We start from the raw sequence: 24,219 nt of genomic DNA, 5'->3' as shown, positions 1-24,219 counted from the left end.
TTCCCCCGCGCCATTCCGAGCCCCGCCGCTGCGTCCGAAAAGTCCTGCGACGCGGTTGTCCGGCACTGGATAGGATGCGATAAGGCTATCGGGTGTTCGCGTTGATGCGGGCAGGTTTTCCACGCTGGTCGGGCCGCCAGCGCCGACAATCTGTGTCCGGAGACCGTCACGATGGGCCACGCGCCGCGCATCACGCCAAGTGCCATTCGCCGTTTTCTCGAAAGTCAGTCCTCGGCCGGTCTGGTGCTGATGGGCGCGGCCGTGCTGGCGCTCATCCTTGCCAACTCGCCGGTCGGGCCCAGCTACGACACGATCCTCCACGCCTATGTCGGACCGCTGTCGATCGGGCACTGGATCAACGACGCGCTGATGGCGGTGTTCTTCCTGCTCGTCGGGCTCGAGATCAAACGCGAGATGCTCGACGGTCAGCTTTCGACATGGCCGCGTCGCGTGCTTCCCGGGATTGCGGCTGCGGGCGGCATGATGGTGCCGGCGCTGGTCTATCTCGCGCTCAATCGCGGCCCGACCGCGGCTGGCTGGGCCATTCCCGCCGCCACCGACATAGCGTTCGCGCTCGGCGTGATCGCGCTGCTCGGGACACGCGTCCCCGCATCGCTGCGCGTGTTTCTGGCCGCGCTCGCGATCATAGACGACCTCGGCGCGGTGGTGATCATTGCGCTGTTCTATACGGCGAAGCTGTCGATACCCGACCTTGCCGGGGCGGCCGTCGCGATCAGCGTCCTCATAGGGCTCAACCGCCTCGGCGTGCGACGCCTCACGCCATATCTGCTGGTGGGGGCGATCCTCTGGATACTGGTATTTCGCTCGGGCATCCACGCAACGCTTGCCGGCGTGATCGTCGCACTCACGATTCCGATGCGATGCACGCCCGGTCGCCCGGACGGTGATGCGGATAGCCCGCTGCATACGCTCGAGCACGCCCTGCACCTCCCCGTCGGCTTTATCGTCGTGCCGATCTTCGGCCTCGCCAATGCCGGGGTACCCGTGCTGACGCTGCCGGCCGAGGCGCTTGTTGCGCCTGTCACGCTTGGCGTCTCGCTGGGGCTGCTGCTCGGCAAGGTGACGGGCGTCTTCGGCTTTTCGATGCTGGCGGTTCGGCTGGGCCTCGCGGACATGCCCGCTCACGCCGGGAAACGGCAGCTGCTCGGGGTCGCATTGCTGTGCGGGATCGGCTTTACGATGAGCATCTTCATCACCCTGCTGGCCTTCCCGACCAGCCCGATCCTGCAGGCAGAGGCAAAGGTCGGGGTGCTCGCCGGGTCCTTCGTCTCGGGGCTTCTCGGTTACGCCCTGCTGCGCAGCGTACGCACGCCGGCACGACGCGCGGTCGATCAGCGTCCCAGCGGGGAGGTTGCATAGCCGGCGAGCAAGGCTGCGACGTCGTCGTAGATCGCGACCGCGCCTGCTGCCTGAAGTTGTGCGTCCTCGAACTTGCCCGACCGGACGGCGACCGCGGCGATCCCGCATTTCGCCGCCGCCTCGATATCATAGGGCGTGTCGCCGACGACGATGACCTCCGAGGGATCGATCCCCGGCAATTTCTCGAGCGCGGTCGCGAAGATATCGGGCGCGGGCTTGGTCTTCTCGACGTCGTCGCTGCTCGTCGTCGCGGTGATGAGGTCGCGCGCGTTCAGCAGGCCGATATAGTGGTCGAGTTCTCCGCCCGAGGCCGATGACGCTAGCACGACCTGCTGACCCAGACTATGCGTATGCGCCAACAGGTCGTGCGCCTTTGAGAACGGCTTGGCGGTCTGAAGGTATTTCGCCTTGAAGATCGCGCCGTGCGTGTCGCCGAGTTCTTCCTCCTGGTCGTCGTCGGCGTCGGGCAGGAGCGTCGGCACGAGCATGTCGGTGCCCTTGCCGATCTGGTCGTGGATCACCTGGCGATCGAACGAGGCCCCCACGCGCGCGAAAGCCTCCTCCCACGCAAGGACGTGCATGTCGTTGGTATCGACCAGCGTACCGTCGATATCGAAGAGAATGGCTTTGATCTGCATGACATTATCCCGGGTCCGAAGGCCTGCCGCCGCACGCCAGAACGTCGAGGCCCATGGAGGTCGTCGCGTTCGAACACCGTCGGCAGTGGGCGGTACCGTCCTAACGACCGGTTCGCCGAATGGTCCCCGTCTTCACTAATCTCGCATGTCGCGGAGCCGGCTTTGCCATCGCCCTCCAGAAGCGCAAATTGTCGCGTCAAACTGTCCGGCGCTTCGGAAGCCAGATCGGCGTCACCGCAAGTCCTTGCAAAATAGGGACCTTTATCGCGCAGTCCAATTTATCTTCAGGCGATCGATACTGATATCTATCAATGCAAAATATAATCGCCGGTTATCAGGATTTTTGCTGGAACGATACCGCAGGTAAGATCGCTATCTTATCCGGCTACAACAAGACGGGGTAAACACAGCACATCGATGTCCTGCAGTACTTGCAGGTAACGTCCGATGTCGTCTGAGGTGATAGAATTGTCATTCGACGATCACTGATCACCGAACGCGCTGGCACTTGTATGGGTGCAAGTGACTTACCCCGATTTCAAGACGGAGACTTTCTGATGCGCGCACTGGTTTGGCATGGAAAAGGCGATGTTCGAGTCGATACCGTCGCAGATCCCGAGATCAAGCATCCCCGCGATGCGATCATCAAGGTTTCGGCCTGCGCGATTTGCGGGTCCGATCTTCATCTGCTCGACGGCTACCAGCCGACAATGCAGGCAGGCGATATTCTCGGGCATGAGAATATGGGCGTCGTCGTCGCGCTCGGGTCGGAAGTTACCAACCTGAAGATCGGCGACCGCGTCGTCGTGCCGTTCACGATCAGCTGCGGCGATTGCTTCTTCTGCCGGAAGGGCTTGTTCTCGGCGTGCGAGCGGACCAATCCCAATGCAGAACTAGCGATCAAGGCGATGGGCCATTCGCCCGCCGGTCTGTTCGGGTTCAGCCACATGCTGGGCGGCTATTGCGGCGGCCAGGCGGAATATCTGCGCGTCCCGATGGCCGATATCGGCCCGATCAAGGTGCCCGACAACGTCACGGACGATCAGGCGCTGTTCCTCTCCGACATCTTCCCGACCGGCTACATGGCCGCGGAGAATGCGAACATCGAAGAGGGCGATACCGTGGCGATCTGGGGCTGCGGCCCGGTCGGCCAGTTCGCGATCCGGTCGGCGCTGATGCTGGGTGCCGGCCGCGTGATCGCGATCGATGAAGTGCCCGAGCGCCTCGCGATGGCCGAGGCAGGCGGTGCCGAGACGATCAACTTCGCCGAGGTCGACAGCGTGTATGACGAGCTACAGTTCCGCACCAAGGGCCGCGGTCCCGACAGCTGCATCGACGCGGTCGGCGCTGAAGCTTCGGGTCATGGCGCGATCGATGCGGTCATCGATAAGGTCAAGGCCGCGACATTCCTCGCCACCGACCGTGTCCATGTCCTGCGCGAGGCGATCATGAGCTGCCGGATGGGCGGCACCGTGTCGATCCCCGGCGTCTATGTCGGGATGGGCGACAAGATCCCGATCGGCGCGATGATGAACAAGGGTCTGACGATCAAGACCGGCCAGACGCACGTCCAGGCCTATACCAAGCCGCTGCTCGCGCGGATCGAGGCGGGCGATATCGACCCAAGCTTCGTCGTCACGCACCCCGCGAGCCTCGAGGATGCGCCCGAGATGTACCAGAAGTTCCGCGACAAGCAGGACGGCGTGATCAAGGTCGTGCTGCGCCCCTAATCCCGCCCGGCCCGATCCGCGCATGTCACATTCAACCGCCGGGCATCCCGCCCGGCGGCTTCCAGAGGACGATCCCATGTCTGCACCCGAAGATCTCAAGGACATCTACACCGACGAGCTGAAGGACCTGTGGTCGGCGAACGACCAGATGAAGAAGGTCCTGAAGAAGATCACGACCAAGGCGAGCGACGCGTCGCTGAAGGACATGCTTACCAAGTCGCAGGCGGACATCGAGACGCACACCGAACTCCTGAAGGCACTGATCGCCTCGAACGACGAGAAGGTTTCGAAGGAGCATTGCAAGGGCATGGAGGGCCTCGTCGCCGAAGCCACCAAGCATGTGCTCGAGGAAGGTCCCGACAAGGGTCCAGTGCTCGATGTGATGATCATCGCGCAGTATCAGCGGATGACGCATTACGGGATTGCGGGTTTCGGCACGGCCGCGGCCTATGCCAAGGCGCTGGGCCTGAAGGATGACCACAAGAAGCTCACCGCGGCGACCAAGGACATCTATGGCGGCGACGAATATATGACGAAGCTCGCCGAGACGAGCGTCAACATCGAGGCCGAAGACGCCTGAGCCACCTGTGGCGCCCGCCGGCGGCGGGCGCCACCCGAATGTACCCAGACGACGGGATCGACGACGATGACGACCTACCCCTTGAGCGAACCGGCCAGCATTGTCCCGGTCACGGCGTCCGGTGACCTCAGCCCCGCGGACATCGGACGGGGAACGCTTGAGGAGTGCGTCGCGATCGTCGCCGCACAGTCGGCCGACAGACAGCGCGCGATGTCCATACGGATGGACGATCTCGACCTCGAGTTCGGGCCGGACGAGATCGGCGAACTCCTGCAATATCTCGGTGCGGAAAAACCGGGGCTCTCGGACACGCAGATTATGGAGATCAAGGCCGATCTCTAGCGGGCGGCACAGTTGCCGGCATCGTGAGAGGCGGCGCCTTCGCCGATCCTCCGTCGCGACGGCGTCTAAAGACGCCGCGGCCAGCCTGGCGATTGCGTGGGCGCAGCGGTCCTCGTAGGCGCGCACTGCGCATTGGGAGGCGAACGCCACCCCTCCCCATCCTCTGTTGAAAGCGTGTCCATGGCGGTAGCTCCCGACGAACGCGCGGCTGCGCTTTTGCGCACCCGCTCGCTCAAGATGGCACGATCGGTCCACGCGTATGTCCGCGGCAATACCGCGCAATTCTACGCATGGCTTGAAGAGTCCCCCGTCGCTGCGCGCATTCCGCAAGGCCCGCCGGTATGGATTTGCGGTGACTGCCATCTCGGCAATCTTGGCCCCGTGGCCGATGCCGATCACCGCGTCGACATTCAGATCCGCGATCTGGATCAGACGGTCATCTCCAATCCGGCCTACGACCTGATCCGCCTCGGGCTGTCGCTAGAAACCGCGGCGCGGAGTTCGGACCTGCCCGGCGTCACGACCGCGCAGATGATCGAGGCGATGATCGACGGGTATAGCCGCGCGCTGACCCCGACAATCGACGACGATCCGCGCGAACCCGACGTCGTCCGGTCGGTGAAGCGCGAGGCGATCGGCAGACGGTGGCGTCATCTGGCGAAGGATCGCCTCGAGGACGTCAAGCCCGTCATCCCGCACAACAAGCGCTTCTGGAAGCTCGCAAGCGCGGAAAAGGCGGCACTTGCCGCGCTGTTCGCCGATGAAGCCATTCGTGCCCGGTGCATGGAGCTCGCCGGTGTGGCCGGCGACGGGAGGCTTCGCGTCGTCGACGCCGCCTATTGGCGCAAGGGGTGCAGCTCGCTCGGGAACCTCCGGTTCGCGGTACTGATCGGCATTTCGAATGGGAAGGCAAAGGAGGAACGACTGGCGCTGGTCGATATCAAGGAGGCGGTCGCCTCTGTCGTACCGGTGGCGGGCGAGGTGACGATGCCGACTGACCCCGGCGAACGCGTGCTCGCTGGCGCGAGGGCATTGTCGCCCAATCTCGGGCAGCGAATGATCGCGGCGGACCTCATGGGGAAGCCCGTGTTCCTGCGCGAACTGGCGCCGCAGGACCTCAAGATCGAAGTCGCGCAGTTCAGCCGAAAGGAAGCCGTCGCCGCCGCATCCTATCTGTCGTTCGTCGTGGGCCAGGCGCACGCCCGGCAACTTAGCGACAGCGCCAGACTGTCATGGCGCGAAACGCTGACCGCCCGCGATGACAGCATCGATGCGCCGTCATGGCTGTGGCAGGCCGTCGTCGCGATGGCCGGTGCCCATGAGGTCGGCTATCTCGAACATTGCCGCCGCTTCGGGCTGAACGGGTAACAAAGTCGCGGAAGTCGGCGCCCGGCGCTCCTCGATCGGCAAAGGCCGTGCGAGGAGCTCGGCAGAGCCTGATGGTGCTCCTTGTAAAGGACATCACGCCGGATCGGGGCGGCAGATGCCGACCTCGATCCGCCGCTCGCCATCATCGACATTCCGACGGGCGCGCCGGTGCCGACGCCTTGTACGTCAGGATGAACTCGGAATGCCCGAGCGCTTCAGACTTGGTCTGCGCGCCGTTCGCGATTGCCGTGATGAGATCGACGATCTCGGCACCGACCTCGTCGAGCGAGCCACGCCCTTCGAGGATGCGGCCTGCGTCGACATCCATGTCGTCGGCCATCCGGCGATAGGTGTCGGGATTGGCGCAGATCTTCACCACCGGCGAGATCGCCGAGCCGACCACCGAGCCGCGCCCCGTGACGAACAGGTTGATATGCGCGCCGCTCGCCATCAATTCACCGATCTCGGCATTGTCGACGATGTTGGGGAAGCCGAACTTGGGATCGCCCGGCGGCACGACGTCGAGCAGGTAAAGGCCCGGCCCGGGCACGAGCTCGGCCGGATCGATCACGCCGTCGATCGGACGGCTCCCCGATTTGGCATAGGCGCCGGCGGACTTCTCCTCCTGGCTCGAGAGCCCGCCCTCCGCATTGCCGGGCGCAAAACTGCCATAGCCCATCGCGCGGTAATAGATCTCGGCCTTGTGGACCGAGGCGATCAGCGCATCCGCGACTTCGGGCGTCGCGGCGCGGCTCGCCATATGACCTTCGCAGCCGATCATCTCGCCGGTTTCTTCGAAGATGCACGCAGCACCCGCATCGATCAGCGTGTCGAAGGCGCGGCCGACCGCGGGGTTGCCGGTGATCCCGCTGGTCCCGTCGGAGCCGCCGCAGATCGTGCCGATCACCAGTTCGGACATCACCATCGGCACGCGGCTCGCGCGCGCATCGGCTTCGGCGCGGACGCGTTCGACCGCGGCCATCCCCGCCGCGATCGCCGGGCCGGTGCCGCCGACCTGCTGGATCACCACCGTCTCGACGGGACGGCCCTGCTCCCTCGCGTTCGCACCGAGCAATTCGCGGTTGAAGCTTTCGCAGCCCAGCGACAGCAGCACGACTCCGCCGACATTGGGGTGCGTCGTCAGCGCCTTCATCATCGCCAGCGCATAGTCGTTGGGATAGCAGCCCGGAAAGCCGATCAGCTGGACGCGCGGATCGTCGATCTTGTCGACGATCCGGCGCGCGACGTGATGCGCGCATTCGACCAGATAAACGACCACGATGGCATCGCGGATACCCTTGCGGCCATCGGCGCGCAGCCAGCCGGTCATCGTCCGATCGTTCGGGGTCAGATCGTTCATGAGTGATCTCCTGCGGCGTCACGCAGGTGCGCGGGGATATAGTCGCTCTGCATGTTGTGCATGTGCACCCAGCCGCCCGCCGGCACGTCCGCCGTGGCCGAGCCGATCGGCATCCCGTATTTGATGATCTTGTCGCTTGTTTTCAAGCACGAGAGCGCGATCTTATGACCGAGATCGACCTTTTCGGTGATGGCCAGTGCGATCCCCTCGACTGCGATCGTCTCGCCGGGGGTCAGGTTGCGGCAGGCGACCGCGACGTTGTCGCTCGGCGACAGGCGGATTGCGGCGGCGGTCATGCCGCGCCCCCGGTACCGGCGCATCGGGGCGCAGCAGCCCCTCGCCGCGCAACTCGTCCCAGAACGCCGCCGGGATGACGGCGTGATAGAGGTCGACGGTCTGCGTCACGCGCGCGGCGCTGCCGATGCCCGGAATGACGCTGGCGACCAGCGGATGCGCGAGCACGAACGCGAGCGCTGCGGCAGGCAGGGCGACGCCGTGACGATCGGCGACCGCCTCGATACCGCGCACGCGCGTCAGCACGGGCGCGGGCGCGGGGCCGTAGTCGTAATGGACCGTGCCGCCGCGCCGCGTACCGGTCGCGAGGATGCCGCTATTGTACGGGCCGCCGATGACGATCGACGTCCCCGCTGCCGCGCAGGCCGGAAACAGCGCATCGAGCGCCTCCTGTTCGAGCAATGTATAGCGCCCGGCGAGCAGGACCGCGTCGAGCCGCGCCTCGGCCATCACCTCGAGACAGACCTGGATCTCGTTCACACCGATGCCGAAGCCCGTGATCGTGCCTTCGTCGCGCAACCGTTCGAGCGCCTTCAATCCGCCGCCGCTAGTCAGCTGCTGCCAATAGCCGTCCGCGGCATCGCCATGCGTGTACCGCCCGATGTCATGGACATAGAGCAGGTCGACCTGCGCGACGCCCATCCGCTGCAGGCTGTGCTCGTGGCTGCGCAGGATGCCGTCGTGCGTATAGTCATAGCGCATGCGGAACGGCATCGGCGAGCGGAAGCCGTCGCGTTCGCTATCATCGGTGATCGACGCGTCGGGATCCATCAACCGCCCGACCTTGGTCGAAACGACGGTGTCCGGCTGCAACCGCACCGCGTCGCCGACACGGCGTTCGGACAGCCCGCGGCCATAATGCGGCGCGGTGTCGACATAGCGCAGACCCGCGGCGAGCGCGGCATCGATCGCCGTGCGCGCATCGGCGTCGGCCACCGGCGCGTAGAGATTGCCGAGCGAGGCGGCACCGAAGCCGAGTTCGGGCACCGACAGCGCGGTGCGGCCGATCGGCCGGCGGGGAATATGGGTCAAAGGTCGAGGTCCAGTCGATAGATACGGTTGGCGTTGCGGCCCCAAAGGTCGGCACGCTCGTCGTCGCTGCGGTTCGCCAGCAGGGTCTCATAGGCCCCCAGCGTCTCGTCCAGCGTCGCGAACAGGCGGTCGGTGGGGAAATTGGTCGCGACCATCACGCGCCGCGTGCCGAACAGGTCGATCACCTGGGCGACGATGTCGGCAAAGGCGGCGGGGTCGAACGGCGCGTGGATGAAACCCGCGCCCGACAGCTTGATCGACACCTGCGGCATCGCCGCGAGCGCGGTCACCCCGGCGCGCCACTGGTCGAGCCCATCGCCCGGGATCGGCAGGCCCAGATGGTTGACGATGACGGGCACGCTCGGGTGCGCGGCGGCGATCGCGACCAGCCCGGGCAGCTGCGCCGGGAACCCGTGGAAATCGTAGCTGAGCCCGTGTTCGGCGAGCAACCCGAAGCCGCGTCGCCACGCCGGATCGATCGTCAGGTCGCGCGGATAGGCTTGCCGCACGGCATCGGGGTGCCAGTTGACGAGGTGGCGGATGCCGCGGACGCGGGGTCGCGCGGCCTGCCGGGCGAGCAGCGCCTCGACGTCGGGATCGTCGAGTTCGACGCGCGCGATGATCGCATCGGGCAGGCCGTGCGCATCGGCGACGTCGTTAAGCCAGTCGGTCTCGCGCTCGCCGTCGTCGCGGTGTGCGCCGGCGTCGATATGCACCGCGCCGACGAGGTTCCACGCCGCCGCCGCCGCGCGGTGGTGCGCAACCGTATAGGTCGCCGCGATCGGCGCGGTCTCCGCGGTCTCGAGCCAGGGATAGCGCAAGCCATCCCTGTCCCAGAGGTGGAGATGCGCATCGACGAACGGCGGCCGGGTCATCTCAGCGACGCGGCTGCCAGGCGACGAAGTCCTGGCGCTGCTCGCCCAGCTTCTCGATGCCGAGCGTGACGACGTCGCCCGCCTTCAGATACCAGGGCTCCGGCTTCTGGCCCATGCCGACGCCCGGCGGCGTACCGGTGGTGATGATGTCGCCGGGCTCGAGCGTCATGAACTGCGAGCAATAGGCGACGATCTCGGCGACCGAGAAGATCATCGTCTTCGTGCTGCCGTCCTGCATCCGCTTGCCGTTGACGTCGAGCCACATCGACAGGTTCTGCGGATCGCCGACCTCGTCGGCGGTGACGAGCCACGGGCCGACCGGGCCGAAGGTCGGGAAGCCCTTCCCCTTGTCCCAGGTCGCGCCGCGTTCGAGCTGCCAGTGACGCTCGGACACGTCGTTGACCACGCAGTAGCCCGCGACATGCGCCAGCGCGTCGGCGGTTTCGACATAGTCGGCGCGCGTGCCGATGACGATGCCCAGCTCGACTTCCCAGTCGGTCTTCTGCGAATCGCGCGGGATGACGACGGGATCGTTCGCGCCCTGAAGACAGCTGACCCATTTGTTGAACACGACCGGCTCCGACGGGATCGGCAGGTTCGATTCGGCGGCGTGATCGGCATAGTTCAGGCCGATCGCGACGAACTTGCGCGTCCCCGATACCGGCACGCCGTAGCGCGGCGTCCCCTCGACCAGCGGCAGCGTCGCGGGGTCGATCGCGGCGAGCGTTGCCAGCACGTCGGGCGCCAGCGTCTCGCCGGTAATGTCGGCATGACCGGTCAGCGCGCGCAGGCGGCCATCGGCATCGATCAGGCCCGGCTGTTCCTGTCCGGGGGCACCATAGCGACAGAGTTTCATAGACTATCCTTTGCAGAAACCAGAATGGAGCGATCGATCTTGGCGATCGTGTTGACGCCGGTGAGCGTCATCGCGACGCGCATTTCCTTTTCGATCAGGTCGAGCAATTGTGCCACGCCCGCCTCGCCGCGCGCGGCCAGCGCATAGAGCCAGGCACGGCCGAGCAGGACGCCGTGCGCGCCCAGCGCGAGCATGCGCACCACGTCGAGCCCCGAGCGCACGCCCGAATCCGCCAGCACGGTCAGCCGGTCGCCGACCGCGTCGGCGATCGGCGGTAGCGCGCGCGCGGTCGACAGCACGCCGTCGAGCTGCCGCCCGCCATGGTTGGAGACGACGATCCCGTCGGCCCCGACATCGGCAGCAGCGCGCGCGTCGTCGGGGTCGAGAATCCCCTTGATGATCAGCGGACCGTCCCAGGCGGCGCGGATCCAGTCGAGATCGCGCCACTGGATCGACGGATCAAAATTCGCGCCGAGCCAGCCCATGTAATCGTTCATCCCGCTCGCCTTGCCGAGCACCGGCTCCAGATTGCCGAGCCGGTGCGGCCGCCCGCGCAGGCCCACATCCCAGGCCCAGCCCGGCCGCCCCATCGCCTGCAACAGCCGGCGCAGCGGCGCGTGCGGCCCCGACATGCCCGAATGCGCGTCACGATAGCGCGCACCCGGCACCGGCATGTCGACCGTGAACACCAGCGCCTCCGCCCCCGCCGCCCTGGCGTTCGCGATCAGGTCGCGCATGAAGCCGCGGTCGCGCAGGACGTAGAGCTGGAACCACAATGGCCCGTCGGTGGCGCGGCGGACCTCGTCGATCCCGCACAACCCGACGGTCGACAGCGTGAACGGCAGGCCGCGCGCATTGGCCGCCCGCGCCGCCTGCGTCTCGCCGCGGCGGCGGTACATGCCGCCGATCCCGATCGGCGCGAGTGCCACCGGCAGCGGCATTTCGCGACCGAACAGCGTGGTCGACAGATCGATCGTCGCCACGTCCTGCAACACCCGCTGGCGCAGCGCGATGTCGCCGAGATCCGCGGTGTTGCGACGCAAGGTCTGCTCGGCATAGGCGCCGCCGTCCGCATAATCGAACAGGAAGCGCGGCAGCCGCGCCTTGGCGGCGCGCTGAAAATCGAGCGTTGAGGCGATCGTCACCATCGCATCAGGCCATGCACCAGCCGCCGTCGATCACGTGCAACTGCCCGGTGGTATAGGCGCTTTCGTCGGACGCGAGATACAGCGCGAGCGCCGCCACCTCGTCGGCCTTGCCAAGCCGCCCCATCGGCTGCCGCGCGACGAACGCGGCGCGCGCCGCGGCCTCGTCGCCGGTCGCCGCCAGCCGCTCGTCGAGCGACGGCGACTGGACCGTGCCCGGGCAGATCGCGTTGCAGCGAATGCCCTTGCCGACATAATCGAGCGCCACCGACCGCGTGATCCCCGCCACCGCCGCCTTCGACGCGCAGTACGCGTAGCGGTTGCCGACCCCGATCACCGCGCCCGCAACCGACGACATGTTGACGATCGACCCGCCACCGCGCGCGATCATCGCCGGCAACAGCGCGGTCAGCATGTGCGTGATCGCATGGACGTTGAGGTCGAACGACAGGTCGTACCCCGCGTCCGCGGTCTCCAGCAGCACGCCCGCATCGACATAGCCCGCGCAGTTGAACAGCACGTCCACCCCCTGCACTTTCAGCAAACGCTCGGATCGCGGCGCGATCGGTCAGGTCGATGACGTACGGCGTGCATCCGGCAAGATCCGCCAGCGCGTCCGCGTTGCGATCGAGCGCGAGCACCTCGGCGCCCTCTGCGGCGAACAGCTCGGCCGCCGCGCGCCCGATGCCCTGGCCGGCGCCAGTCACGATCGCGCGCTTGCCCTTCAGTCTATCCACGTCACGTCTTCCTTTTCAGATCGAGGCCCGCGCGGTTGAACCGCGAGCGTAAAGTGCAAAGGCGAATACCGCGGCGAAACACGCGGCCGGCACCAGCATCGCATGCGTGATCCCGGCGCGATCCGACACCCAGCCGATCAGCGCGGTCAGCGCCGCGCCGCCGATGATCGCCATGATGATCAGCGACGACCCCGCCTTGCGCAGCGGCCCGAGACCGTCGACGCCCAGCGCGAAGATCGTCGGGAACTGGATCGACATGAACAGGCTCGTCGCGACCAGCGCGTAGAGCCCGATCGTCCCGCCAACCGTGCCCGCAAACGCAGCCAGGAGCAGCGAGATCGCCGAGAAGATCGCCAGCAGCGCGACCGGCGCGAGCCGCGCCATCAGCGCCGTCCCCACGAAGCGTCCCGCCGCGAACAGCACCAGCGACACGAACAGCGCATCGGCCCCTCCCCGCTCGCCCATGCCCGCATTCGCCTGCGCATAGCGGATCGTGTAGCTCCACAGGCCGACCTGCGCGCCGACATAGAAGAACTGCGCGACGACCGCGGCGATCAGCTGCGGGCGACGGAATACGTCGGTGAAGCGCCCCGTCGGACCGTCATCATCCGCGACGCTGCCGCGCGGGAACGGCACCAGCGCCGCGGCGACCGCGAACAGCAGCACGACGCCCGCGATCGCGACATAGGGCATCACCACCGCCTGCACTTCCGCACGGTAGAACGCGTCGCGTGCCGCATCGCTCATCGCGGCCATGCTGCGCTCGTCATGCTCGATCCCCGACAGGATGAAATTGCGCCCGACCAGGATCCCGGTGATCGCGCCGAGCGGGTTGGCCGCCTGCGCCCAGTTGAGCCGGCGCGTCGCGGTACGCGGATCGCCCAGTTCGGTCATCAGCGGGTTGGCCGAGGTTTCGAGAAACGCGAGGCCGCACGCGATCACGAACAGCGCGAGCAGGAACAGCTGGTACATCCCCGCGACCGCGGCGGGATAGAACAGCAGCGCACCGCAGCCGTACAGCGTCAGTCCGGTCACGATCGCGGTCTTGTAACCGTACCGCCGCATCACGGACGACGCGGGAATCGCGACGACGAAATAGCCGAAATAGAAGACCTGCTGGACGAAGCTGGTGCCGAAATCCGACAGTGCGAACGCCTTGCGAAACTGTGCGATCAGGATGTCGTTGAGGTTGTTCGCCATCCCCCACAGGAAGAACAGCGACACGGTGATCACGAGCGCCGCGACATAGCGCCCGCCGCCCTCGCGATCCGCCTTGCGGGGCGCGCCATCGGTCTCGATCATCGGCGATAAGGCCATCAGCCTGCGCTCCCTGCCATCGCGTCGTCAGGACCTTCCGGCGACGGGGCCGTCGTAGTTGCTACGGCTGACCACGGTGTTCGCCCGTACGCCATCGCCCAATGAGAATATCGACCCGCCATTCCAATCTCCGTTATGAGATTTCTCTCTCGCTAGCGATAGTGCAAACGTCAGGCGCCTCGCTTTTCCGCCGGGACGAGCCTGCCGTGGGACCGGCTGTCGCTATTGCTCGTCGAGTGCGAAGATGCGCGCCATCGGCACCCATTTCTCGGTGGCAGCGGCGTGCGGGAGAGGCCGCTGAAAAGCGTCCATCGCAGCCTCCCACCGATCGTCGGCCGCGGCTTGTTCCGGGGTCAGCGACCGTGGCCAGCCCTCGGCGACCGTCGCGATCATGACGAGACGATCCGCGGCGCGCCAGATTTCCATGTCGAGGAATCCCTTCGCACGGATGCCCGCAGTCACCTCCGGCCATACCGCGCCGGGCGCATGCGCGCGCTCATACGCGGCGATCAGATCCGCATCGTCGACAAGGTCGAGGGCAAAGCAGACGCGACGCGCCATCGGTTCTCTCCTGCTGCTCCGCGGGTCGAACGCCATGTCAGCGACCCCGTCTCAAGGTTGCATGGATGATATCGTACTATCATCTAATGATCTAGAGACTGATATGCGGTATGACGCATCGAGCGCGACCGGCACGCTCGATATCCGGCTGGAACACGCGAAAGGAACGGCAATGAAGGCTCTGATATGCACCGCGCCGAACGAGGCCCGGATCGAGGATCGGCCGATGCCGCGCCCGGCCGATGGCGAGGTCCTGCTGCGGATGCGACGCGTCGGGATCTGCGGCACCGATTATCATATCTTCGACGGCAGCCAGCCCTTCTTCACCTATCCGCGGCTGATCGGGCACGAACTCGCCGGGGAGATCGTCGAAGCGCCGCGTGACAGCGGACTGGCGACGGGACAGATCGTCACGGTCAACCCCTACCTCGCCTGCGGGACGTGCGTCGCGTGTCGCCGTGGCCGCCCCAATTGCTGTTCGAACATCCGCGTGCTCGGCGTGCATGCCGATGGCGGCATGACCGAGTATCTGACGGTCCCCGCCGGATCGATCGTCCCGACCGAGGGGCTTACGGTCGATCAGGCGGCGATGGTCGAATTCCTCGCGATCGGTGCGCACGCGGTACGCCGCGCGGCGATCGAGCCGGGGACGCGCGTCCTGGTCACCGGCGCCGGCCCGATCGGCATCGGCTGCGCGCTGTTCGCGCGGATTGCGGGTGCCGTGTCGGTCACGCTGCACGATCGCAGCGCACGCCGGCTGGCGACAGCGGCGGAGCGGTTCGGGTTCGAGGCCGGGGTGGTCGCAGGCCCGGATGCCACGACGGAGCTGGCAGAGCGCACCGATGGCGAGATGTTCGACTATGTGTTCGACGCGACCGGCAGCATCCAGGCGATGAACGCGGGCCTGAGCCACGTCGCCCATGCCGGCACCTATGTCCTGATCGGCCTGTGTCGCGACGACCTCGTGTTTGCCGATCCCGAATTTCACAAGCGCGAAACGACGCTGCTGGCGAGCCGCAACGCGCTGTCGGTCGATTTCCACCACGTCGTCGCCTCGATCCGCAACGGCGCGGTGCCGACCGACCGCTTCCTGACCGATCGCGTCGCCCTCGACGATGTGCCCACCGCGATCCCGGCGCTGATCGCGCGACAGGAACAGGTCCTGAAGGCCATCGTGACGATCTGAGCGATGACGCCGCCGCACGGCGCTGCGTGCGACGCTGGAACGATGGCTTTCTCCCTCGACAAACCGGGATATGTTCGGCTCCTACGACATCGATGGAACACCATGCCTAAACAAGACGGCGCGACGGCGCAGCGCAAGGGCACCTATAATGCGCCCGCGCTCGACAAGGCCTTCCTCATCATCGAGCTGCTCGCGGACAATCCGCAAGGGTTGCTGGCAAGCGAGATGGCGAGCGCGCTCGGCCGATCGCTGGGGGAATTGTTCCGCATCGTCGTGGTGATGGAAGACGCGGGCTATCTCCAGAAATCGTCGACCACCGATCGCTACACGGTGACGTACAAATTCCTCGACGTCGCCTATCGCGCGACGCCCGCGCGCAAGCTCGTCGTCACCGCGCAGCCCGAAATGCAGGTGCTGGCCGCGGCAATCGGCCAATCCTGTCATCTCGTCGTGGTGCAGGCCGGCGAGGGCATGGTGATCGCGCGCGAGGAAAATCCGGGCGTTCGCGGCTTTGCGCTGCGGGTCGGCGCTTCGATCGACCTCGTGCGCAGCTGTTCGGGGCATGTGCTGCTCGCGTTCTCGCCCGAAGAGGCGACCGAGCGGATGTTCAGTCGCGCCGCGGCGCTGCGCAAGGAACCGATCGGCCAGTCCGTCCTGGCCGCGCGTCTGCAACAGGTCCGCGACCAGGGGTTCGGCCTGCGCGAAAGCCCGGTCACGCGCGGGGTAACGGACATCAGCTGTCCGATCTTCGGCTTCGACGGCGAGTTGCTCGCGGCGCTTACGGTGCCGTTCCTTGAACTGATCGACGGATCGCAGCTCGTCTCGATCGACGATGCCTGCGCCGAACTCCGGCAGACCGCGCAGCGGATATCGACGGCATTGGGCTGGCAACCCCAACGCGTTGTCGACGCGGTGTGATACCGCAGCCCTGCTTGGGGCATAGAGCTGAACGCCTGATCCGCCGGTCGTGAACGTTCGGAAGGAAGTTAAAGCTGATCGATACCAGACGGGCGGCATCTATTAAGCCACGCGATTGAAGGCGATCCCTCCTTCCAGGCTCGATCCAGCCCGAGGGCCCGGCAGCGAGTTGGGCTCTTGCAGCGTCTCCCGCGCAGCGACCGACAGCACGGACGCGATCTTCGCCGCTGCGTCGCGCGCCGCCGCCTTCAGCACATCGTCGCCGAACTGGGTCACATATTTGAGGCCAAGCACCACCGCCTCGGTTTCTGCGGTGCTGGACAGGAGCGGCGGGCGAAACATCCCTTCCCGCAGGACATATCCGACGCCTGCCTTGCCGAAAATCGACGCCCCTTGCCCCGTGAACTCCGCAGGGCCGCGATACAGGGTCCGTTCGGATACCCCTATCTACGGGTAGCGCAGGCGCACATCGGCGACGCGACGCGGCAGGCCGCTCGACCAGCTCGGCGCGATCGAAGAGGTCGACAGACGGTCGGTCGCCAATCGCTCGCATGGGACGAAAAGGGTCGCTGGTCGTTCCCGAAGGACAAATTACGGCGGACCGTGTGTGAGGTCCGGCTTCGATGGAGCGATGACATGGGTAGAATGATCGACGGTGCGTGGCACGCGGGCAAGGTGACCGAAGACAGCAAGGGCGGCGCGTTCGAGCGGCAGGACACGGGCTTTCGCGACTGGCTAACCCCGGTCGGCAGCCCCGGCCCAGACGGGGAGCCCGGCCGTCCCGCGACGCCCGGCCGGTATCACCTCTATGTCAGCTATGCCTGCCCCTGGGCGCACCGGACGCTGATCGTGCGCGCGTTGCACGGACTGGACGACGCGATCGGTGTCTCGGTGGTCGATCCTGTCATGCTGGAGAATGGCTGGACCTTCGGCACGAGCCGCGGCGGCAGTCGCGATCCGCTGCACGACGCCGAGTTCCTGTGGCAATTATACGCCCGCGCCAGACCGGATTATTCCGGCAAGGTCACCGTACCCGTCCTGTGGGATCGCGAGACCGATACGATCGTGTCGAACGAATCGGCGGAGATCATCCGGATGCTCGCCGCGTTCGGCGGGTCAGGCCCCGACCTCTATCCCCAAGCGCAGCGCGAGCAGATCGACCGGGTCAACGACCGCGTTTACGACACGGTGAACAACGGGGTGTACAAGGCCGGGTTCGCGACCACGCAGGACGCGTACGAGGCGGCGGTGCACCCGCTGTTCGAATCGCTCGACTGGCTGGAGGAGACGCTGTCAGGCAGCGACTGGCTGGTCGGCGACGCGATGACGGAGGCCGATATCCGGCTCTTCACCACGCTGGTCCGGTTCGATGCGGTCTATCACTTCCATTTCAAGTGCAACGTGCGGCGCATCTCGGACTATCCGGCGCTGGAAGCCTATGTCGAGCGGATGCTGGCCGATCCGCGCATCGCCGCGACGGTCCATCTCGATCACATCAAGACGCATTACTTCGCCAGCCACCGTGACCTCAACCCTTGCGGTATCGTCCCCGTCGGCCCTGCCCTCCCCTGGGCTCACCTCACCGCGGGAGGCGATCAGCACCTTACCTGACCAGCCGCTCCGGCACCGACAAGCCGGTCCGCCTCGGCGACCGGTTTGTCGGTGCGGATGCTCGCGCCCGCGCTGATCGGTGGATCATTCTTCTCGGATCAATTTGCCGTGTCCGCACGCGAGGATCAGCGCAATGCTCGCACCACCGATCACGTTGCCGACCGTGCTAAATGCCAGATTGCGAAGACCGGCACCCCACGGAACGGCGGAATTGGGATCAGCAGCCCAGCCGATCGGCAGCAGGGACATGTTGGCGACCGAATGTTCGAAGCCCGCCGCGACGAAGACAGCGACGGGACCGACGATCACGGCGACCTTGCCCGACAGCGTTCTGGCGAACATCGCCATCCACACGGCGAGGCAGACCAGCATGTTCGCCAAGATACCCGACGTCAGCGTCGCGAGCACGGATTTGTCCAGCTTCGACTCCATCGTCGCGGCTGCTGCGTCGCCGATCGTCCCGTCGAGGCCGTCGAGCCCGCCGGCCGCCACGAACAGGCCGGCCACCGCCACGCTACCGACGAGATTGCCGACCCAGACCAGCGTCCAGGCCCCCGCCACGCGCGCTGCCGTCACGCCGCCGGTCGCGGCCGGCAGGACCATCATCGTGTTGCCGGTGAACAGTTCGGTGCCGGTGACCATCACCAGGATCAGCCCGACCGAAAACGCCGCGCCGGACAGCAACTGCGTCGGGCCCGAGACCGCGCCGCCGCCGGCCTGCACGATCAGATAGGCGATCGCGCCGAATGCGATGAAGCCGCCCGCGGCGATCGAAAGGGCCGCCATGCGGGCCCAGCAATGGTGCGCCTTGGCGGCCAGGGCCTCCGCGGCCTGCTCGGCGATAACGGCACCTGCCGGGTCTTTCGTCGTGTCGGTCATCCGGGCTCTTTCCTCGTGTTAGCGGTCCTTTTCGTGGCCGGGACGTCTGACGGCCGTAAGGGCAAACCCATTACGACTGGCGAAAGGTTCCAAAGCTGCGGTAATGCCCAGCCGATGCGGCCATGTGGTGCGGTGAGCGTTTAGGACTGACGGGCAAGACGAATAAGGGGAACGATCATCGGTTGGTGGCGCAGCTATTGCGGACCCGCTCCGGGCGTGGACGACTGGATGTCGCGGTGGAATGGCGACCCGGTGCTGCTGGTCGCGCTGGCAGTATCGGCACTGGCCATGACGCAATTGGCGGGTGCGCGGCGCAGTGCAGGGCTTGCCGGTGTCGGCGTGCTGTTCGTCGCGTTCGTGTCGCCGCTCTGTGCGCTGACGACGGCGTTGTTTGCGGCACGCGCGGCGCATCATCTGCTTCTCGTGACGGTCGCAGCGCCGTTGCTTGCGGTCGCGCTGCCGCCGCGGCGCGCGATCGGCATGGCCATCACCACCGCCATCGCCCTGCCGCTGTCGACCGCGATCCTGTGGGCGTGGCACGCGCCGGCGCTGTACGATGCGGCGCTCGGCAATGTCGGGATCTACTGGATCATGCAGGCGACGCTGCTGGCGGGCGGGTGGCTGTTCTGGACCGCGGTTCTGCGCGGGCGGCCGGCGGAGGCAACCGCCGGGATCATCGGCGGGGCAGTGCAGATGGGGTTTCTCGGCGCGCTGCTGACCTTTGCGGGCCGGCCACTCTATACGGCGCACCTGACGACCACGGTCGCGTTCGGCATGGGGCCGCTCGCCGACCAGCAGCTGGCCGGGCTTGTGATGTGGGTGCCGGGGATGGCGCCCTATGCCGCCGCCGCCGCATGGATCGCGACGCGGCGCTGGCGGGCGATGTCGCTTGACGGCGCGGCGGCATGATCATCACCTTGGTCAAGGCGCTGCATATCGCTGCGCTGATCCTGTGGTGCGCGGGGCTGATCGCGCTGCCGCTCGTGCTTGCCAAGCATGACGAGGGCGAAGCGCAGGCCGATTATGCGCGGCTGCGACGGATCACGCATTACGGTTATACCCGGATCGTGACGCCCGCCGCGGTGCTCGCGATCGCGGCAGGTACCGCGCTGATCTTCCTGCGCGGCGCGTTCGTGCCGTGGATGTTCGCCAAGCTGGTCGCCGTCGGCCTGCTGGTCGCGCTGCACGCGCTGATCGGGCATACGGTCGTGCAGATGAGCGAGCGCCGCGGCGACTATGTGCCGCCATCGGCAGCGCCATTGCTGGCCGCGACGATGGCGATCATGATCGCCGTGCTGCTACTGGTGCTGGGCAAGCCGCAGATGCCGGACCTGACCCCGCGCTGGCTCGACACGCCGCAGCACCATCAATTGCCTTTCGGGGCGACACCGACGTGATATTCGAACACCAGCTTTCCGCCATGCCATCCGGTGAACCCGGTAGAGGCGGCCGCGAACGCCGACAGCAGGATGCCATAGGGCAGCACCGCCGCCTCATAGCCGCCGAGCCGATAGCCCCAGTTCGCGCCGAGCACGGAGAGCAGCATCACCGCGATCACGAAATGCGTCCAGCTCGACGCACGCGCGCGGATGCCGGGCACCATCAGCAGTTCGACCGTGCCGGCGATCCCGGCGAGCACGCCGAGCAGGAAACCCGCGCCCGAGGCCCACAGCGCTGCACGCGCCCAGAACAGGTCGCCCGTCCACCAGTAGAACAGGTCCGCGCCGAGCGTACTGGCGGCCAGTGCGACCGGAAAGGCGACGAGCATCGCGTGGATCGGATGCCCGGCAACCGCGATCTTCGATTCCGTCCGGTGGAAGGCGGGATCGTTTTCGATCGGATCGGTCAGCGTCTCGTCGATCGGCGTCGTCGTCGCCCCGTCAGCCCTATCCGTCATCGTATCGCACTCCCGAAGCGACTCTTGCATATAGGGGGAACGGCGATCCCGACAGCGGGTTGCACCGGCCCGTTGTCGGTGATCGACCCCGCGGGTCCGCACGCCGCCGCCGTCGCGCGGCTATGGTGGGTGATGCTCGGCGGATCGGCGCTGCTCGCGGCGCTGGTATTCGCACTGCTGGCGGTGGCGATGCGACGCCGCGGCACGCCCGAAGCCGACGCGCCGGACACGCGCGTGTGGATCGTCTGGCTGGGGCTGATCATGCCCTCCGCCGTCCTGGCGGTGCTGCTCGGCTATGCGCTGATCCTCGGCGGGCGGATCCTGCCGACGCCCGCGCCCGACAGCGTGACGATCGGCGTCGAGGCGCGGCGTTATGCCTGGGCGTTCCGGCATCCGGGCCTCGGTGGGACGCGCACCGTGCTGCACATGCCCGCGGGCCGCCCGGTCGACCTGCGCATCACGTCGACCGATGTGATCCACAGCGTCTGGGTGCCGCGACTGGCGGGCAAGATGGACGCCATCCCCGGCCACACCAACACGCTGCGTCTCGTCGCGAGCCGCCCCGGCACCTATCGCGGCGAATGCGCGGAATATTGCGGGCCGGGGCACAAGGATCACGGGTTCACGGTCGTCGTGCACGACGCGCGCGGCTGGGCCGCGTTTACCGGAGCGGCGCGATGAAGGCCCTGAAACTCCACCACGACCTGACCACGATCTGGCGTACCGAGCCGGGCTGGCGAGGGGTGCTGCGCTCGGTCAACCATTCGGACATGGGCAAGCGGTTCATCGTCGGCGCGTTCGCGTTCTTCGCGATCGGCGGCGTGCTGGCGATGCTGATCCGCGCGCAGCTTGCCACGCCCGACAGCGCGTTCGTCGGGCCCGAGGTCTATAACCAGCTGTTCACGATGCACGGCAGCATCATGATGTTCCTGTTCGCGATCCCGATGTTCGAGGGGCTCGCGCTGTATCTGCTGCCCAAGATGCTGGGCGCGCGCGACATGGCGTACCCGCGGCTCTCGGCGCTCGGCTGGTGGTGTTATCTGTTCGGCGGCAGCATCCTGATCGTCGCGATGCTGGCGGGCGTCGCGCCCGATGCGGGGTGGTTCCTCTATCCGCCGCTGTCGGGCAAGCAATGGACGCCGGGGATCAATTCCGATGTCTGGCTGCTCGGCATCACCTTCGTCGAGATCTCGGCGATGTGCGCGGCGATCGAGATCGCGGTGTCGATCCTGCGGCTGCGTGCGCCCGGCATGCGGCTCGACCGGATGCCGCTGTTCGCCTGGTATCTGCTCGCGACCGCGGCGATGATGCTGTTCGGTTTCCCGCCGCTGATCCTCGGATCGATCCTGCTCGAGATCGAGCGTGCGTTCGGATGGCCCTTCTATACGCCCGCGCTCGGCGGATCGCCGCTGTTGTGGCAGCACCTGTTCTGGCTGTTCGGCCATCCCGAGGTCTATATCATCTTCCTGCCCGCGGCCGGTGCGGTGTCGACGATCCTGCCGGTCATGGCACGTACCCGCATCCTCGCTTATGGCGCGCTCGTCGCCGCGGTGATGGCGCTGGCGTTTCTCAGCTTCGGGCTGTGGGTGCACCACATGTTCACGACGGGCATCCCGCACATGGCGCTGGGGTTCTTTTCCGCTGCCTCCACGCTGGTCGCGATCCCGACCGCGGTGCAGGTCTTCGCGTGGATCGGCACCTTGTGGTCGGGACGCCCGCAGATGAAGCTGCCGATGCTGTATCTGATCGGCTTCTTCGTGGTGTTCGTGCTCGGCGGCCTCACCGGCGTCATGCTCGCGGTGGTCCCGTTCGACCAGCAGGCGCACGACACCGCGTTCGTCACCGCGCATCTCCATTACGTGCTCGTCGGCGGTTTCGTCTTCCCGATGCTGGCCGCGGCCTATTACTGGCTGCCGCATTTCACGGGGCGCGAGCGCGTGATGCAACTGGGCGAGACCGCGTTCTGGCTGATCTTCATCGGCTTCAATCTGACCTTCTTCCTGATGCACCTGACCGGGCTGCTCGGGATGCCGCGCCGGATCGACACCTATTCCGATGCGATGGGCTGGACCTGGCTCAACCTGCTGTCGTCGGTCGGCAGCTTCGTGATGGCGTTCGGCTTCGCGCTGTTCACGATCGACGTCGGGCTGCAGATCTGGCTGGGGCGCCACCACCGGCGCAATCCGTGGCAGGCCGGCACGCTGGAATGGGCGATGCCGATCCCGGCGCCTGCCTATAACTTCGCAAGCCTGCCGCAGGTGGCGGGGCGCGATCCGCTGTACGACCAGCCCGACCTCGGGGTGGCGCTGGCGCGCGGCGAGGGGTGGCTCGGCGCGGCGCGGCATGGCTGGCGCGAGACGATGGCGGTCGACATGGTCACCGGCGAGCCCGATCATATCGTGATCCTGCCGGGCAACAGCTGGCTGCCGATCGCCACCGCGGGCGTGCTGGCGGGCTTCTTCCTCACGATGCTGGCGGGGCTGTACTGGATCGCGCCGCTGTTCCTCGTCGGCGTCGGGTTGTTGGGCTGGCGCTGGGCGTGGACCAACGGGACGCGCGAAGACCACGGGCCGTTGCCCGCCGGGCCGGGCGTGGCCCTGCCGCTGTCTACCGAAGCGCCGGGGACGACCGGCTGGTGGGGCAGCGTGTTCGCGCTCGCCGCCAGCGCGACGCTCTTTGCCTCGCTGCTGTTCGGCTATGCGTTTCTGTGGACCGTCGCGCCCGACTGGCCGCCGCCGCAACTGATCGCGCGCACCTTGCTGGAACCGGCGCTCGCGCTGCTCGGGGCGGTGCTGGCGATCATCGGGATCCGCCGCGCCGGACCCGGCGGACGCACAGCGCTCGCGGTCGCAGCGGGGGGCAGATCGCGCTCGTCGTCGCGCTCGTCCTCCTCGTCGTGCTGCGGCTGCCCTCGCCCGCCAGCCATGCCTATGCCGCGACCGGAGCGGTGGTGGCGGCCTATGCGATCTTCCACGCTACGCTCGCCGCAACGATGCTTGCCTTTGCGCGCGCGCGCATTGCCAGCGGCCATATCGGCGGCGCGCGGCTCGGCGAACTGCGCATCGTGCGGTTATGGAGCGACCATGCGGCCGGCGCGGGCGTCGTCGCCACGCTGGTGCTCGCCTTGCCCGGGTGGGTCGCATGATCGCCCTGGTCCGGATGAGCGCGGGACTGATCGTCTGGGCCGTCGCGTTCTGCGTGCTCTATGCGCTTCACGGGCTGGGCTGCGCGCGCGGTTGGGCGACGATCGGGCTGGGCGCGACGAGCGCGCATCGGGCGGCGCTGATCGCCGCATGGCTGCTGTGCATCGGAACAGGGATCGGCGTCGCGGTGTGGCGATGGCCGGCGCGGAGCGGCACGCTGGTCGAGCGGACCGGCTGGCGCCTCGCACTGGTCGGCGTCGCGGCGACGGCGATAACCGGCCTGCCGATCGTCACGTTGCCCGCATGTCTCTAGATGTCAGAGGCAGCAACTGAGCGACGCTGCCAGAGGTGCGAGCCTGCCCCTCAGCGG

At 66.9% G+C, this 24,219-nt stretch carries 24 protein-coding genes and 1 pseudogene; 12 read left to right on the top strand and 13 right to left on the bottom strand.

Features of this window, described 5'->3' with window-relative positions; all coding sequences use genetic code 11:
- The first annotated feature begins 171 nt into the window (after positions 1-171).
- The gene (gene nhaA, locus QP165_RS00725; RefSeq protein WP_333993145.1) at positions 172-1,380 is read left to right on the top strand and encodes a Na+/H+ antiporter NhaA; all 1,209 of its coding nucleotides are present in this window, start codon (positions 172-174) and stop codon (positions 1,378-1,380) included.
- Here nhaA and QP165_RS00720 read toward each other — a convergent pair.
- A complete protein-coding gene (locus QP165_RS00720; protein WP_333993144.1) occupies positions 1,353-2,018 on the bottom strand; it encodes an HAD family hydrolase in 666 nt (221 codons plus the stop codon). The genes nhaA and QP165_RS00720 overlap by 28 nt on opposite strands.
- Before the next feature lie 557 nt (positions 2,019-2,575).
- Here QP165_RS00720 and QP165_RS00715 point away from each other — a divergent pair.
- The 4 genes from QP165_RS00715 to QP165_RS00700 all read left to right on the top strand — a co-directional run bounded on the left by QP165_RS00715 (position 2,576) and on the right by QP165_RS00700 (position 6,038).
- Positions 2,576-3,748, top strand: a complete 1,173-nt coding sequence (locus tag QP165_RS00715; protein WP_333993143.1) for a zinc-dependent alcohol dehydrogenase — start codon at positions 2,576-2,578, stop codon at positions 3,746-3,748.
- Positions 3,749-3,824: 76 nt separating this feature from the next.
- Positions 3,825-4,328 (top strand): YciE/YciF ferroxidase family protein, encoded by a 504-nt coding sequence (locus QP165_RS00710; RefSeq protein WP_333993141.1) that lies wholly within the window; start codon positions 3,825-3,827, stop codon positions 4,326-4,328.
- Between the two features lie 66 nt (positions 4,329-4,394).
- On the top strand, positions 4,395-4,670 hold the full coding sequence (locus QP165_RS00705) for a hypothetical protein (protein WP_333993140.1): 276 nt from the start codon (positions 4,395-4,397) through the stop codon (positions 4,668-4,670).
- 180 nt (positions 4,671-4,850) lie between these two features.
- On the top strand, positions 4,851-6,038 hold the full coding sequence (locus QP165_RS00700; RefSeq protein WP_333993138.1) for a DUF2252 family protein: 1,188 nt from the start codon (positions 4,851-4,853) through the stop codon (positions 6,036-6,038).
- Positions 6,039-6,180: 142 nt separating this feature from the next.
- On the opposite strand, the gene QP165_RS00695 is transcribed toward QP165_RS00700, so the two are convergent.
- The 9 genes and pseudogenes from QP165_RS00695 to QP165_RS00655 all read right to left on the bottom strand — a co-directional run bounded on the left by QP165_RS00695 (position 6,181) and on the right by QP165_RS00655 (position 14,215).
- Entirely contained in the window at positions 6,181-7,398 is a 1,218-nt protein-coding gene (locus tag QP165_RS00695; RefSeq protein WP_333993136.1) for a UxaA family hydrolase, read from the bottom strand.
- The gene (locus tag QP165_RS00690; RefSeq protein WP_333996890.1) at positions 7,395-7,601 is read right to left on the bottom strand and encodes a hypothetical protein; all 207 of its coding nucleotides are present in this window, start codon (positions 7,599-7,601) and stop codon (positions 7,395-7,397) included. Before QP165_RS00690 ends, QP165_RS00695 begins: the two co-directional genes overlap by 4 nt.
- On the bottom strand, positions 7,561-8,724 hold the full coding sequence (locus QP165_RS00685; protein WP_333993133.1) for an aldo/keto reductase: 1,164 nt from the start codon (positions 8,722-8,724) through the stop codon (positions 7,561-7,563). The genes QP165_RS00690 and QP165_RS00685 overlap by 41 nt, the downstream gene beginning before the upstream one ends.
- Positions 8,721-9,599 (bottom strand): amidohydrolase family protein, encoded by an 879-nt coding sequence (locus tag QP165_RS00680; RefSeq protein ID WP_333993131.1) that lies wholly within the window; start codon positions 9,597-9,599, stop codon positions 8,721-8,723. Before QP165_RS00680 ends, QP165_RS00685 begins: the two co-directional genes overlap by 4 nt.
- A 1-nt stretch (position 9,600) precedes the next feature.
- On the bottom strand, positions 9,601-10,455 hold the full coding sequence (locus QP165_RS00675; RefSeq protein ID WP_333993130.1) for a fumarylacetoacetate hydrolase family protein: 855 nt from the start codon (positions 10,453-10,455) through the stop codon (positions 9,601-9,603).
- Entirely contained in the window at positions 10,452-11,600 is a 1,149-nt protein-coding gene (gene lldD, locus QP165_RS00670; protein ID WP_333993129.1) for an FMN-dependent L-lactate dehydrogenase LldD, read from the bottom strand. Before lldD ends, QP165_RS00675 begins: the two co-directional genes overlap by 4 nt.
- A 7-nt stretch (positions 11,601-11,607) precedes the next feature.
- A pseudogene (locus tag QP165_RS00665) lies at positions 11,608-12,337 on the bottom strand (SDR family oxidoreductase).
- A gap of 15 nt (positions 12,338-12,352) precedes the next feature.
- A complete protein-coding gene (fucP, locus tag QP165_RS00660; protein ID WP_333993128.1) occupies positions 12,353-13,654 on the bottom strand; it encodes an L-fucose:H+ symporter permease in 1,302 nt (433 codons plus the stop codon).
- Between the two features lie 222 nt (positions 13,655-13,876).
- Positions 13,877-14,215: an L-rhamnose mutarotase gene (locus tag QP165_RS00655; protein WP_333993126.1), complete on the bottom strand. Its 339-nt coding sequence runs from the start codon at positions 14,213-14,215 to the stop codon at positions 13,877-13,879.
- Positions 14,216-14,387: 172 nt separating this feature from the next.
- Here QP165_RS00655 and QP165_RS00650 point away from each other — a divergent pair, with 172 nt between their 5' ends.
- Both QP165_RS00650 and QP165_RS00645 read left to right on the top strand, forming a co-directional pair.
- Complete coding sequence (locus QP165_RS00650; RefSeq protein WP_333993125.1) at positions 14,388-15,401, top strand: zinc-binding alcohol dehydrogenase family protein; 1,014 nt, start codon at positions 14,388-14,390, stop codon at positions 15,399-15,401.
- A gap of 102 nt (positions 15,402-15,503) precedes the next feature.
- A complete protein-coding gene (locus QP165_RS00645) occupies positions 15,504-16,319 on the top strand; it encodes an IclR family transcriptional regulator (protein WP_333993123.1) in 816 nt (271 codons plus the stop codon).
- Between the two features lie 102 nt (positions 16,320-16,421).
- On the opposite strand, the gene QP165_RS00640 is transcribed toward QP165_RS00645, so the two are convergent.
- Positions 16,422-16,661: a hypothetical protein gene (locus QP165_RS00640; protein WP_333993121.1), complete on the bottom strand. Its 240-nt coding sequence runs from the start codon at positions 16,659-16,661 to the stop codon at positions 16,422-16,424.
- A 294-nt stretch (positions 16,662-16,955) separates the two neighbouring features.
- Here QP165_RS00640 and QP165_RS00635 point away from each other — a divergent pair, with 294 nt between their 5' ends.
- Positions 16,956-17,930, top strand: coding sequence for a glutathione S-transferase family protein (locus QP165_RS00635; protein ID WP_333993120.1), 975 nt, complete (start codon positions 16,956-16,958; stop codon positions 17,928-17,930).
- 84 nt (positions 17,931-18,014) lie between these two features.
- On the opposite strand, the gene QP165_RS00630 is transcribed toward QP165_RS00635, so the two are convergent.
- Entirely contained in the window at positions 18,015-18,809 is a 795-nt protein-coding gene (locus QP165_RS00630; protein ID WP_333993119.1) for a formate/nitrite transporter family protein, read from the bottom strand.
- Positions 18,810-19,037: 228 nt separating this feature from the next.
- On the opposite strand from QP165_RS00630, the gene QP165_RS00625 reads away from it, so the two are divergent.
- On the top strand, positions 19,038-19,718 hold the full coding sequence (locus QP165_RS00625) for a cytochrome c oxidase assembly protein (RefSeq protein ID WP_333993118.1): 681 nt from the start codon (positions 19,038-19,040) through the stop codon (positions 19,716-19,718).
- Positions 19,715-20,206: a CopD family protein gene (locus QP165_RS00620; RefSeq protein WP_333993116.1), complete on the top strand. Its 492-nt coding sequence runs from the start codon at positions 19,715-19,717 to the stop codon at positions 20,204-20,206. The genes QP165_RS00625 and QP165_RS00620 overlap by 4 nt, the downstream gene beginning before the upstream one ends.
- Here the strand turns inward: QP165_RS00620 and QP165_RS00615 are convergent.
- Positions 20,176-20,706 (bottom strand): DUF2231 domain-containing protein, encoded by a 531-nt coding sequence (locus QP165_RS00615; RefSeq protein ID WP_333993115.1) that lies wholly within the window; start codon positions 20,704-20,706, stop codon positions 20,176-20,178. The genes QP165_RS00620 and QP165_RS00615 overlap by 31 nt on opposite strands.
- Positions 20,707-20,784: 78 nt before the next feature.
- Between QP165_RS00615 and QP165_RS00610 the strand changes: the two genes are divergently transcribed.
- Complete coding sequence (locus QP165_RS00610) at positions 20,785-21,387, top strand: cytochrome c oxidase subunit II (protein WP_333993114.1); 603 nt, start codon at positions 20,785-20,787, stop codon at positions 21,385-21,387.
- Positions 21,384-24,182 (top strand): cytochrome c oxidase subunit I, encoded by a 2,799-nt coding sequence (ctaD, locus tag QP165_RS00605; RefSeq protein ID WP_333993113.1) that lies wholly within the window; start codon positions 21,384-21,386, stop codon positions 24,180-24,182. Before QP165_RS00610 ends, ctaD begins: the two co-directional genes overlap by 4 nt.
- Positions 24,183-24,219: the final 37 nt, after the last annotated feature.

The sequence above is a fragment of the Sphingomonas sp. 22R3R2A-7 genome (assembly GCF_036856055.1).
Taxonomy (GTDB): domain Bacteria; phylum Pseudomonadota; class Alphaproteobacteria; order Sphingomonadales; family Sphingomonadaceae; genus Sphingomonas.
Note: the sequence above shows the minus strand (reverse complement) of the source record. Positions and strands in the feature narration are given on the sequence as shown.